Source organism: Variovorax sp. CF079 (assembly GCF_900101545.1).
Classification (GTDB): domain Bacteria; phylum Pseudomonadota; class Gammaproteobacteria; order Burkholderiales; family Burkholderiaceae_C; genus Variovorax.
The window spans coordinates 335,692-347,814 of record NZ_FMZU01000003.1 but is presented as its reverse complement, the minus strand read 5'-3'; the positions used below and the strand labels follow the sequence as shown (position 1 = coordinate 347,814).

The following is a 12,123-nucleotide window of genomic DNA, read 5'->3' as shown; positions in this document are numbered from 1 at the left end:
GTTCTCCGCCAGGTTGGCGGCCTCCAGCAGGTCTTCGTCGATGGCGCAGGAGCCCTCGTAGTGAAGCTCGCAATCGGTGACGGTGGCGCGGTGGAGATGGTCAGATGAGGCCCCCATAGTGGGGGCACGTGTGCCTCTCGCCTCTGGCAGGCCAAGTAGACCCTGTCCGGGACGTTCGGCATCAGCCAAGGCGCAGCGCCAACGCTTCCTCGCCGTGCACGAACTCAACGCGGGGTTCACCTCCGCGCAGAAAAACTTCTGCCGCGCGGACTCCTAGGTGCAGGAAGGAATTCTCCGAGCCGGCGGACGCGATGGCAAGCGACTCGAGTAGCGCCGCAATCGACGTCGGGCTACCCCCTCTGATGTAGTACTTCAGTTCGGAAAAATACGAACGCAGCGCGGGGGGACTTGGGTAACATGGTGCTGTCACATTGGTTGACAACCAGATTCAATGATGCCAAGGGAGTTACGTCTTGCGGCTCACCAAGATATCGTTCGGGTCTTTCCTGCTGTGCATCGCGAGCCTGCTCGCGTCGTCGCTGGCCTGGGCGCAATCCACCAGCGTCGTCGGCATCGTCGAAGGCGGCGCCACGCTGATCCGCCAGACCACGCGCTACACGCTGGCCGAGGGCGTGGCGTTGAATGAGCAGGACATCATCGAGACAGCGCCCGGCGCTTTCGCCCAGATCGAACTTCCCGGGGGCGTCCTTGTCGGTATCGGTGAATCGACGCGACTGATGTTGCGGCCTCGCGTTGGCAAGGGGCTCGCGGCGCCGCCGCTGTATCTGCTCCAGGGCTGGCTCAAGACCAGCAGCAGCGGGACCTTCGGCTACGCAAGCCCCACCTTCGAGATCGCGACGCAAACCGCCAACACCGTTGTCTACACGACCGGCGCGCAGTACGAGGTGTTCGTCGAAAGCGGCGCCGCCAAGCTGACGCTGCGCGATGGCGCCCAGACGATCTCCCAACTGGCCGGCGGCGACTTCGCACAACGGCGTGAAGGTGCCACACCGACGGTCGCGCGGCGTGCCACGCCCGAGTTCCTGGCCAAGGTGCCGCGCCAGTTCCGCGACCGGCTGCCGGCGCGCGGCGAGCAGTTCGCCAAGCGCAATGTCGCGCCCAAGGCGCTCGGCGAGATCGCCTACACCGATGTGGCCGCCTGGCTGCGCACCGAACCGGCGCTGCGCCTGCCGCTGCTGCCGCTGTGGCGCTCGCGTGCAGCCGCCGACCTGAGCTTCCGCGCGGCGGCCAAGGCCGAGCTGGCGCGGCATCCCGAATGGGAACCCTATGCAGACCCCGAGGGTTATGCGCGCCGCCTGGCCGAAGAGGCCGAGCGTCGGCGCGCGCGGGAGGCCGCGCGCCAAGCCGCCCGGGCCGCCGCCGCTGCGGCGGCCGCTGCGGCGGGCACCGGCGCCGGCTCGGGTAAACCATAGTGAACCGTCGCGCGTCCTGCCGCAACTCAGCGACTACAGACAGCCAGGACTGGAGAACCACATGCGCCTCTTATTCAAGTTCAACCTGATCTTCCTGGTCGTCTTCGTCGCCGGCGTGGTCGGCGCCGGCAAGGTTTCCTACGACCTGCTGCAAAGCAACGCCAAGGAGGAAGTGCTCAACCACGCGCGCCTGACGATGGAAAAGGCGGTGGCGGTACGCACCTACACCAACGAACAGATCCGCCCGCTGCTCGAAACGCAGATGAAGTACACCTTCCTGCCCCAGACGGTGCCGGCCTACTCCGCCACCGAAGTGCTGGCGACGCTGGCCAAGAGCTTCCCCGACTACACCTACAAGGAAGCGACCCTGAATCCGACCAACCCGCGCGATCGGGCGGCCGACTGGGAAGCCGACATCGTGAATCGTTTTCGCACCCAGGCCGACAAGAAGGAGTTCGTTGGCGAGCGCGAGTCGGGTACCGGGCGCTCGCTCTACATCGCGCGCCCGTTGCGCATCACGAACGCCGCCTGCCTGGTATGCCACAGCACGGTCGAGGCAGCGCCGCGCACGCTGATCGACAAGTACGGTCAAGCCAACGGGTTCGGCTGGCAGTTGAATGAAGTGATCGGCGCACAGGTGGTGTCGGTGCCCATGGCGGTGCCGCTGGCGCGCGCCGAGCAGGCCTTCAAGGTCTTCATGGCTTCGCTCATCGGCATTTTCGTGGCCATCGGCATCGTGTTGAACCTGATGCTCTACCTGCTCGTGATCCGACCGGTGACGGCGCTGTCGAAGCTGGCCAACCGCGTCAGCCTGGGCGAGCTCGATGTCCCGGAATTCGCGACGCATGGGCGTGACGAAATCGGGACGCTGGCGCAATCGTTCGCGCGCATGCGTCACAGCCTCGATCACGCCATCAAGATGCTCGACACCTGAGGTTCACCGCGCGTATGTCCGCACCCATCCCATCCCATGTCGGTCCGTACCCGATCCGCGGCGTGGTCGGCTCGGGTGCGATGGGCATGGTGTACCTGGCGCATGACCCGGCCATCGACCGTCCGGTGGCGATCAAGACGATCCACCGTCGCCTGCTCGACTCGAGCGACGACGACCCGAGCGTGGCGGCGCGCTTTCGCGTGGAAGCCAAGGCGGCAGGGCGGCTGACGCACCGCAACATCGTCTCGGTCTACCAGTTCGGCGAAGACAACGACTGCGCCTACATCGTCATGGAGTACGTCGCCGGGCGAAACCTGCGCGATTACATCCAGGCTCCGCGCAAGCTCGAGGTGTCGCAGGTGCTGTGCCTGATGCTGCAACTGCTCGACGGCTTGCACTACGCCCACGAGCGCGGCATCGTGCACCGCGATATCAAGCCGGCGAATCTGCTGATCGCCGATGACGGGCGCTTGAAGATCACCGATTTCGGTATTGCGCGGACCGAATCGTCGAATCTGACCCGTGGCACTTCCGTCATCGGGTCGCCCGGCTACATCGCGCCCGAGCAGTACACCAACAGCGACGTCGACCGGCGCGTCGATGTGTTCTCGGCGGGCGTGCTGCTCTACCAGATGCTCAGCGGGACGACGCCATTCGTCGGCACGGACGACGCGATCATGTACAAAATCGTCTACGAGCCGCACAAGCCGCTGAGCGAGGTGACGAAGGACGCCGCGCTCGAGCCCTTCGACGCGGTGCTCGACCGCGCGCTGGCGAAGGATCCGGCGCAGCGCTACTCGAGCGCCATGGAAATGCGAACCGCGCTGCTGGCGCTCGCCACGGAGGCGGTGCCGGATGTGCTCCCAGCCAACATCCTGCTCGCTCCTCGGCTCAAAGGCCCCGAGGCGAAGCCGGCCGTTGGGAAGGAGCGCGACCCGTCCGCGCCCTCTAGGCCGAGCTCGACATCGGTGCCGTGGACACCCGACCCGGCGACGACGCCCCTGACGCCCTCGAAGCCGCTGCCCGTCACCGGCCCGCCTTCGGTCCCCGTGCCCACCGGATGGGACACCGCGGCGCTGGCCGAGGTCGAACGCGAACTGGCCCAGCATGTCGGCCCGGTGGCTCGCGTGCTGGTGCGCCGCGCCGCGCGCGGGTTGACCTCGCTGGCGGCAGTGCGCCAGGCCGTCGCCAGTGCGATCGTCGATTTTGAAGCGCGCGAGCGCTTCCTGGCCAAGGCCGGCGCGCCGCGCACCCGCACCGGTACCGCGGTCCCGTCAGCGGCCACCCATTTCCAGGCCACCCAGGTCGAGGGCGAAGCGCCGAGCGGCGAGCCGATGCGCGAGGGGGATGTCGAGAAGGCGGCCGCCGCACTCCTTTCCTCGCTGGGACCGATTGCGCGGGTCGTCGCCAAGCGCTGCGCTGCGAAGTCGCAAACCCGCGAGCAGTTCGTCGCCAGCGTGGTCGAACAGCTCATGCCGAACGTCGATGCCCGCCGTGTGCAGGCCGACTTGTGGCGTGCCCTCGGCTGAACTCGAGCGCGCCGTGATCGAGCTGCGTGTCACGCGCCGACCCGGCGCCACCGAACCCGATGCGACGGCGCTTCCGCTGCCGCCCGAGGGCCTCACGATCGGCCGCTCCGTCGATTGCGGTCTGGTGCTGGCTGACCCGCTGCGCCTTGTGTCGCGCCAGCATGCACAAGTGATCGTGGCCGGCCAGGCCGCGCGCGTGCGCTGCATCAGCAGCACCGCACCTTTGTGGGTGAATGGCATGCAGCTCGACCCGGGCGGCGAACGGGCCCTCTTGGTGGGCGACCGCTTGCGCATCGGCGGGTTCGAGCTCGCCGTCGAGCCCGTGGCGGCGACGGCTGCGCAGCGCTCGCGCCTGGATCGCTGGTTCGACCTGGACGAAGCGCTCGATCCGCTCGCTGCCGAATCCCCGCTGCCGGCCCTTGCACCTTCGGCCGAAGCTGCGGCAACCAGCGCGGTGGTGTCGTGGCAGACGAGCCGGCATGTCGTGCGCACCATCACATCGATAACGCCGAGTGCGCCCTCGATGCCACCGGCACCGCCGCTCGTGCAGGTCTCTCTGCCGGCAGCGACACCACGGCCCGCGCCCGCCGCGGCGGCCCATTCGCGTTCGGCAGACATGTCGCCGGAACTGCGTGAGCTTGCGGCGGCTTTCGGTCGCGGCGCTGGCCTGGGCGCCGAGGTCGCGCCGCTCACGCCGGAGTGGATGGAACACCTCGGTGCGCTGCTGCGGGCCACGGCCGAGGGCACGCTTGCGCTGCTGCAAAGCCGCGCGGTCGCGAAGCGCCAAATGCGCGCCGAAGGTACGCACATCGCGCCGCGCCAGAACAACCCCCTGAAGTTCTCGCCGGACGCGGCCGAAGCCTTGACTCGAATGCTGCAGCGTGACGCGAGCCCTGGCTTCCTCGACCCGGTGGCGGCGTTGCACGACGCGCATCACGACCTGCTGGTGCACCAGGTGGCGATGGTGGCCGGCATGCGCGCGGCAGTGTTCGAGCTCTTCTCCCGGCTGGGTCCCGAGGCTGCCGAGAACGGGGAGGGGCCGGCGCACGGTATTTCACGCGTTCCCTTGCTCCGCGCCGCGGCCCTCTGGCATCGCCACCGCATGCAGCACGCCCAATTGCTCGAGCACCTGGATGACGACTTCGAGACCATCTTTGGACGCGAATTCCTGCGCGCTTATGAAGCCCAGTCGCGCGTCAATGCCGACGCCGACCCCGCGCCGCCGGAGGATCCATGGCCGAGCGCGCGTTGACCGTCTCGCTCGCAGCGCTGTCGCAAGCCGGGCGGCGCGAGTGCAACGAAGATGCCTTCGGCTATTGGGAAGGCGCGGGTTCCCTTGTCGCCGTTCTGTGCGACGGCGCTGGTGGGCATGGCGGCGGCCAGACGGCGTCGCGCGCCGCCGTGACGCATGTGCTGGAAGCGTTCGCGCTCCATCCCGAGGTCAGCTTCAACGCGCTGCAGTGGCTTGTCCAGGGGGCCAACGGCGCAGTCGTCGCGCAACAGGTTGCCGGCACCCTGACGGCCGACATGCGCACCACCATCGTGGTGCTGCTGCTCGATCTTCACAGCGGCGCGGCGCTCTGGGCCCATGCCGGCGACTCGCGCCTGTACCGCTGGCATGACGCCCGATTGCTCGGGCGCACGCGTGATCAAAGCCTCGAACAGCGCTTGCGCGACGCCGGCCTGAGTGCGACCGCCGCCGCCTCGGGGCAGCTGACTTCGGCGCTCGGCTCGCCCGAAGGCTTCGACTTCGAGGTCCTGGAAACGCCTCAGGTGCTCGCTTCCGGCGATGCGCTGCTGCTGTGCAGCGATGGCCTGTGGTCGGCCTTCGACGATGTTGCGATGGCGCGCAGCGTGGTCGACTGCAGCGGCGCCCAGGCCTGGCTCGATCGCCTCGAAGCGGGCGTGCAGCAAGCCGACCGCAGCGACCAGGACAACTATTCGGCGCTCGCGATCTGGTGCGCGGCGGGTTGAATTTCGAGCAGTTCGAGCAGTAGCGCCGGCTCCGGTGGCCAGGCCGCAGCCCGGGGAATGACATCGTGCGCAGCGGCGAGCGGCCACCAGAGGCTGGCCGGCTGCGACGGCCAGGCCTCGGCTGGCTTGAATTCCTGCTCGGAGCGCGGCGGCAAGGCGGCGATCGCCGCCTCGAGCGCTTCGGGTCCTTCTGCTGCCGCGCCAAGCAGCGACGCGAGCCGTGCAGCGCTTTGGTCGGGTGACGCCGGCGCGGCAAAGCGTTCGGCCAGCGTCAACGGAAAAGCGCGTCCGACACGATCGTGCGAAGCCACGATGATGCCGCACCAGATCTCGCCGGGCGCCGGCAGCGCCAGATAGCGCCACGGCGCGAAGGCGTGAAGGCGTTCGCGCAGCGCGGCGCCGTCCACCATCGTCGCGGCGAGGGCGAGGCCGCGCTGTAGCCAACCGTCCCAGTCGCCGCGCCAGCGTGGCGGCAGGCCACGGCCGACGAAGTCTCCGCGCGCGGGCAGCTTGCCGTACCAGGACACGCGACGCGACGGCAACTTCACCATGTCGCTTGCGGGCAGCGAAAACGTGCCAGCTCCCGGAGGGTCCAGATATCGGCGTCGGGCGCGCCGGATGCGCTCGCCTCGACGTCGAGGGTGCGTGTGTCGACGACAAAGGCCAGCCGCGCTGGCGCGCCCCGCTCGCCCTTCCAGTCGCCGCGCAACAGCACCCGAAGCCAGGCGAACGGACCTTCATGGACTTCGGCGCCGACCCCGGCGGGGCCGGGCGGCAAGATGCGCATCAGCACTTTCTGCGTCGACGCCGGTCCCGGCCAGACCAGTTCCTTGGAACGTGTCGGGCCGTTTTCGAAGCGCAGCAGCTGACCATCGACATCGATGCTGAACTGCAGCAGCTCGGCATCCATGCGCTGCGGCGTGAGGCGCAGCTTGAGCTCGGGCAGCGGAGCACCCCCGGGGAAGAACAGGGTACCGATCGCCGCCGCCTGCTCGAATGCACCCGGCATGCTCGCATCGACGGGTGAGCTGCGCGCTTTCCAAGGCCGGCTCGACGTGTCGACGCGTTCGCTCAACTGGTTGCGCCGGAATTCGTCGAACAGGCCGCCGGGTCCGAACAGGCGCGCGAAATCGGACGGTGCCATGTCGCGCGACGCGGCGGCGCCAAACGGAAAGCGCTCGCGCGTCAACGCGCTGCAGGTCTGCGCGAGTTCGGCCAGCGCGGCGTCGAAACTTGCCTTGGCGCCGCCGCGCGAGCGAATCAAGGTCCCGAGGCCGATGTAGACCTTGCGCAGCGCGACCGGCGCGCGGGCGGCCTCGGCGCGCAAGGTCGCGTCGAGCTCGGCATTGGCAGCCTCGTCGCGCTTGGCCGTAGCCAGGGCGTGAAGGCGGTCGAGCGCTTGCGGCCCGGCACCTGCCGCGTAGTCGCCGAGCGCGCCGAAGCGGGCCCGAAGCAGGCCATCGAAGGCGGCCTCGGCCGTGCTGCCGCCCTGGGAGGTCGCGCTGAACTCGTCGGCCAGGCGTGTCAAGAGGCGGCGCAGCGGCGAATCGGGCGCCGTGAGTTCTGTGGCCTGGCGCGCGGCGCCATCCGCATCGGTGCCGGGCGCCAACGCAAGGGCATCGAGTTGGCGCGACCAGGCGGCGATCACGCGCTGGGCCTGGCGCTTGCCGACCTGCGCGGCGATTTCGTCGCGCCAGACGCGGTCCTTCTGCAGACGCCGTACTTCGCTGCCGGTGTCGCCGAGCACCCAGTCCGCCTCGTTCGCGAGCTCATCGAAGGTCGCCTCGAGCGCCGGCACGAGCTTGCGCCGCCAGTCGCCGGCACTTGAATGCTCGGGCATCGGCCCGGCGCTCGACGCTGCGAACATGAGGGCGCCGGCCGCGCCGAGGCGCGTCGGCAGATCCTGCGCCGGTTCGGGGTCGGAAACGCGTCGCAGCAAGCGCTCGTGCACGCGCTGCGCCAGCGGCAGCGCCGCGAGGGCGCTGCGCGCCGCGCGCACCCCGGCATCGTCGGAGCGCATCGCCTCGGGCAGCCCGCTGCGCTCGAGCAGGGTCTCGACATGGCGCGCCCATTCGACGCGTTCGCCGGCGCCGCTCGCCTGTACCAGCGCCTGCTCGACCCAGGGTCGCAACTCGCCGCGGACCAGCCGCGCCGGGCTGGCGAGCATCAATGAAGCGCGCAGCGCCTCGTAACGCGTCGCGCTGTCCTCGGCCTCGCGCAGGTCGCGGCGCAAGCGCTCGATGAGCAGCGGCGCCAGACTGCGATCGAGCATCTCGCGGTAGGCCTGCTCCGCCGAGCGCCCCAGCCGCGGCCCCTGGAACAGCCCGAAGCCGAAGCCGGCGGGCGGTTCGTTCGGATCGATGCCATCGTTCGCGGCCAGGCGCTCGAGCAGCGAATAGAGCGGCAACACCTGCTCGAGGCTTGCCGACTCCAGCGAGCCGATGCGCTCGGTCAATTGCTCGACGCGCGTGCGCACCGTGTCGACATAGTCGAGGTTGCGCCGGTAGCTCTGCCACCACAGGGCAGATGCGGCGAGCAGAGCGGCGCCGGCAAAGCCGGCGCCGAACACGGCGGCTCGCCGACGCAAACGAAGCCGCTCCAGCCGCTGACCTGCCAGCGGCGCTTCGGCGATCACCAGGCGCTTCAGCAGCGAGTTCAGGAAGAACGACTTGCCGCCGGCGTCGGGTCGCGGCAGCGGCTTCAGCGCCAGGCCGTGGCTGCGTGCGAGTTCGCCGATCACCCGGTCGATCGGATTGCCCTCCTGGGTGCCGCTCGTCAGCGCGATCGAGCGCAGGCGCTGCGCCGGTTCGGCGGCAATGCCGGCGAAGGCCTTGCGCACAAATCCTTCGAGAGGTGCGAGCAGGGCTTCGAACTGTGCCGCGAAGGCGTAGATCGGCAGGCGGCGCTGCGGCGTGCGTTCATGCTGCAGCGCCTCGGGGCCGCGCCGTGCCAAGCGCTGCGCGAGGTCGGCCAGGCGCGGCGCGAGATCGACCGGGATGCCGGCGACATCGGCGTCGAACACCAGGCCCCAGAGGTGCTCGCGTTGCGCGGCGTCGAGATCGCCGAAGGTTTCGACAAAGCCGGCGAGCAGGTCGGCCTTGGTCACCAGCAGATAGAGCGGAAAGGCGAGATCGAGCTCGCGGCGCAGTTCGTCCAGGCGCGCCGCGACCGCAGCCGCCTGGCGCGCGAGTTCCGCGCCGCCGTGCAGCAGGTCGGGCACGCTGACGCTGATGATCACGCCATTGATCGGCTGCACCGGCCGGTGCCGGCGCAGCAGCGCGAGGAATTGCTGCCATTCCCGGGCGTCGGCCGCGGCGTCACTGTCCTGTGTCGTGTAGCGTCCCGCAGTATCGATGAACACGGCGTCCTGGCTGAACCACCAGTCGCATTGACGCGTGCCGCCGGTACCCGCGAGCGGGTCGCGCCCGAGCCGTTCGGCGAGCGGAAAGCGCAGACCCGAATGCAACAGCGCCGTGGTCTTGCCGCCCCCGGGCGCACCGATGATCAGGTACCAGGGCAGCTGCTGCACCTGTCGCCGGCTCTGCCACCAGCGTTGGGTACCCTTCGCCTCGATGCCCTGCCGCAGCATCGCGAGCGCCTGGCGGAAGCGCTGGCTCAGTTCGGGGCTGGCATCGCCGGATTCGAGGCCCTTCAGCAGGCGCTCGTTGCGCCGCCGGGCCAGCAGCACCCGCAGCCCGCCCAGACCGAGCAGCAGGAGCGCGACCAGCGCCAGCAAGGCGACGCGTGTGCGCATGTCGTCGAAGGGATGCCAGTTGCCGAAGGCGAGCAGCGGTGCCGCGAACCACAGCAGGGCGCCTGCCGCGCCGAGGTTCACGGCGCTTTGCACGAAGCGGGTCGACGCCTTCATTCCGGGAACAGGACGATCTCGACCCGGCGCAGCGGCTTGCCGGCCGTGACGTCGACGCGGGCCTCGACCGCGAGCCGCGCATCGCCGAGTTGCGGCCGCAAGACGTCGGCGGCGCCGCGCGCCCATTCCATCGCCTGATGCCAGGCCGAGGGCGTGCGGGCCGTCGGAGGATCGCTGCCATCGGTGTAGCCGACGACAAGTACCTTGCCCGGCAGCTTCGCGAGCGCTGCGCCGAGGCGCGTCAACGGGCCGGTGGCGTCGCCCAGCGCGTCGGCACTGACCACGACCACGCTGCGCAGCGCCTCGTCGCGGACCGACAACCGGCCGGCGTCGATGTCGTCACGCAGGTTCGGGGCCAGCCGCGGCGGCGCCGTCGGCGTGCCCGCCACTGGCACCGCCGTGGCGGTGCTTGCCGGCACGAGTTGCTGCAAGGATGCCAGCACGCCGTCGACGCGCGCCGCAAGCTGCAGCTGGCCGGCGCTGTAGACGCCCAAGGCCAGCACGCCGAGCAGCAGGACCGCCGGCAACGCGACGCGTGGCGCCCGCGGCGGGCTGGCGGCCGCTGCCGCGCAGTGCCAGGGGGCGACCAACGCCGGAACCGGCGCCACCTGCTGCAGCGCGAGGTGCACGCGTGTGCGCAGGGATTCGTGTTCGCGGTTGTCGAGGACCATGCGCGCGCGCAGCCCGAGACTCAGGCAGGTGTGGAAGAGTTCGAGCAGCGCGCGGTACTCGCGCGGCTTTTCGGCGAGCCGCGTCAGCAGGCGCAACAGCTTGTCGCCGCCGTCGGCTTCGCCGTGAAAGCGCTGCAGCAGTCCGGCGCCTTGCGCACCCCAGGGCGCCGAGCCGAACTGCTCGTCGCCCCAGGCACAGAGCACGTAGCTCGCGGCCGCGATGCCGGCCTCGTCGACGCCTGCCGCGCGTGCATCCGCTTCGAAACGGTTCACCGCTGCAGCCAGCGTGCTGCGCAGCGCGGCCGGGTCGGCGGGCGTCGCGTCTCGCAAGCCGGCCATCAATGCCACGAGGGGGAGCGCCTGGGCGCGCAACGCACGCGCAGCGGCCGGCTCGTCGACGCCGTCCGGCCCGCCGAAAGCCGGCGATGCGGGCGCGGCGCCGGGCCGCTTCACTTCGCCCACCCCATGAGCAGTTGGCGCGCCTGCGCGTCGACGCGCGCGCGCGGCGCCAGCGTCCCGACGGGCAAGGGCAGGATGGCACGCCACTGCGAGTGCTCGATTTCCCGGAACGCACCGAACACCGCGACGGCACGCGCGTCGCCGCTCAGCTCGAGGGCCAGCTCGCGCGCTTCGCCAGGGCGCAGGTGCAGACTCTGGCGCACGAGCACATTCGACCCGAGGGTCGCCTCGTCATCGTCGTAGAGGCTGTCGAAACTCGCCTTCTCGAATCCGCTCGCATCGCGCAATACATAAATCCGCAGCGCCAGCGAGGCCGACGCGTTGCGTGCATCGGTGTTCAAGCTGCGCTGCGCCTGCACGAGCAACTGCAGGTTGCGTTTGGGCCCGGCCAGTACCGGTGCCGCACCGGGATTGAACATGAAATTCACGACCATCGAGGTGTTCACCCAGGGGATCTGGCGCTGAGCGGTGTCGCGCAGCACCTTGATGCGTACCGCCTTCATCATTTCTTCGACCTCGACGCCCGTGGAGCGCAGCTCGGTGGCGAGGTGGCGCGTATAGATGCTGTTGCCCCCGATCGGGCCGTCCTCGGCGATCCCGCCGGGGGCTGCAGAGAAAGCAATGAGGGCACCCGGCGCCGCCATCTCGGCCAGGCCGTTGGCGTTGCGCGATCGCCTGCGCGCCGCGAAGGGGTCGTTGCGGCAGGCGTCGATGATGAAGATGCGGGCGCGTGGACGCACCCGGTCGACATGCGCGAGCAGCGCTTCGTGCATGTCGATGGCCTCGTCGCGCACTTCGGCCTCGTCGCGCAGCGCGATATCGACCGGCAGCAGGTAGTTGCGCCCGCCGATCTGTACGCCGTGGCCGGCGTAGTAGAAAACCGATGCGACCTGATCGTCGTCCATGCGGCGCGCGAATTCCCGCAGCACGCGCTTGAAGTCGCGGGCATTGAGATTGAGATATTCGCCCACTTCGAAGTCGAGGGAACGCAAGGTCTGCGCAACCAGGCGAGCGTCGTGCTCGGGATTGTTCAGCGGAATTTCAGGGTATCGACCGTTGCCGATCACGAGTGCGACTCGGCGTTGCCTGGGGGCTTCGACCTTGGCCTGCGACTGAGCGTGGCAGACCCCACTCCACAGCACAGGGACGAGGCCGAGGCAGGCAAGAAGGCGACGGCGACGGCGACGCATTGGAGTACCTTCGCCTTCGGCTGCGGTGCTATTCGACTTGGGAGCGGCCTGGCGTCTCATGTGTG

At 69.6% G+C, this 12,123-nt stretch carries 10 protein-coding genes; 5 read left to right on the top strand and 5 right to left on the bottom strand.

What is annotated here, in order from left to right; all coding sequences use genetic code 11:
- The coding region (locus BLS74_RS05930) for an aspartate 1-decarboxylase (RefSeq protein ID WP_139191644.1) at positions 1 to 117 on the bottom strand (117 nt) is incomplete at its 3' end.
- 356 nt (positions 118 to 473) lie between these two features.
- Between BLS74_RS05930 and BLS74_RS05925 the strand changes: the two genes are divergently transcribed.
- From BLS74_RS05925 to BLS74_RS05905, 5 genes are all read left to right on the top strand, one after another.
- A complete protein-coding gene (locus tag BLS74_RS05925) occupies positions 474 to 1,433 on the top strand; it encodes a FecR domain-containing protein (RefSeq protein WP_093103690.1) in 960 nt (319 codons plus the stop codon).
- Positions 1,434 to 1,494: 61 nt separating this feature from the next.
- Positions 1,495 to 2,367, top strand: coding sequence for a Tll0287-like domain-containing protein (locus BLS74_RS05920; protein WP_093103689.1), 873 nt, complete (start codon positions 1,495 to 1,497; stop codon positions 2,365 to 2,367).
- A gap of 14 nt (positions 2,368 to 2,381) precedes the next feature.
- Positions 2,382 to 3,896 (top strand): serine/threonine-protein kinase, encoded by a 1,515-nt coding sequence (locus BLS74_RS05915; RefSeq protein ID WP_093103687.1) that lies wholly within the window; start codon positions 2,382 to 2,384, stop codon positions 3,894 to 3,896.
- Entirely contained in the window at positions 3,883 to 5,148 is a 1,266-nt protein-coding gene (gene tagH, locus BLS74_RS05910; protein WP_170855514.1) for a type VI secretion system-associated FHA domain protein TagH, read from the top strand. Before BLS74_RS05915 ends, tagH begins: the two co-directional genes overlap by 14 nt.
- Positions 5,130 to 5,870: a PP2C family protein-serine/threonine phosphatase gene (locus tag BLS74_RS05905; protein ID WP_093103684.1), complete on the top strand. Its 741-nt coding sequence runs from the start codon at positions 5,130 to 5,132 to the stop codon at positions 5,868 to 5,870. The genes tagH and BLS74_RS05905 overlap by 19 nt, the downstream gene beginning before the upstream one ends.
- Here the strand turns inward: BLS74_RS05905 and tagF are convergent.
- Genes tagF through tssJ form a run of 4 tightly spaced genes read right to left on the bottom strand, consistent with a single transcriptional unit; the run spans position 5,834 to position 12,118 of the window.
- Positions 5,834 to 6,421: a type VI secretion system-associated protein TagF gene (gene tagF / locus BLS74_RS05900; protein ID WP_093103683.1), complete on the bottom strand. Its 588-nt coding sequence runs from the start codon at positions 6,419 to 6,421 to the stop codon at positions 5,834 to 5,836. The genes BLS74_RS05905 and tagF overlap by 37 nt on opposite strands.
- On the bottom strand, positions 6,415 to 9,738 hold the full coding sequence (gene tssM / locus BLS74_RS05895) for a type VI secretion system membrane subunit TssM (protein ID WP_170855513.1): 3,324 nt from the start codon (positions 9,736 to 9,738) through the stop codon (positions 6,415 to 6,417). Before tssM ends, tagF begins: the two co-directional genes overlap by 7 nt.
- Positions 9,735 to 10,862, bottom strand: coding sequence for a DotU/TssL family secretion system protein (locus BLS74_RS05890; RefSeq protein WP_139191643.1), 1,128 nt, complete (start codon positions 10,860 to 10,862; stop codon positions 9,735 to 9,737). The genes tssM and BLS74_RS05890 overlap by 4 nt, the downstream gene beginning before the upstream one ends.
- Positions 10,859 to 12,118 (bottom strand): type VI secretion system lipoprotein TssJ, encoded by a 1,260-nt coding sequence (gene tssJ, locus BLS74_RS05885; RefSeq protein WP_170855512.1) that lies wholly within the window; start codon positions 12,116 to 12,118, stop codon positions 10,859 to 10,861. Before tssJ ends, BLS74_RS05890 begins: the two co-directional genes overlap by 4 nt.
- Positions 12,119 to 12,123 lie beyond the last annotated feature (5 nt).

Bases quoted from the DNA above. Each gene is read 5' to 3' on its own strand.
- BLS74_RS05920 (WP_093103689.1), top strand. From the start codon at position 1,495: ATGCGCCTCTTATTCAAGTTCAACCTGATCTTCCTGGTCGTCTTCGTC.
- tagF (WP_093103683.1), bottom strand. From the start codon at position 6,421: ATGGTGAAGTTGCCGTCGCGTCGCGTGTCCTGGTACGGCAAGCTGCCC.
- tssJ (WP_170855512.1), bottom strand. From the start codon at position 12,118: ATGAGACGCCAGGCCGCTCCCAAGTCGAATAGCACCGCAGCCGAAGGC.
- BLS74_RS05915 (WP_093103687.1), top strand. From the start codon at position 2,382: ATGTCCGCACCCATCCCATCCCATGTCGGTCCGTACCCGATCCGCGGC.
- tssM (WP_170855513.1), bottom strand. From the start codon at position 9,738: ATGAAGGCGTCGACCCGCTTCGTGCAAAGCGCCGTGAACCTCGGCGCG.
- BLS74_RS05905 (WP_093103684.1), top strand. From the start codon at position 5,130: ATGGCCGAGCGCGCGTTGACCGTCTCGCTCGCAGCGCTGTCGCAAGCC.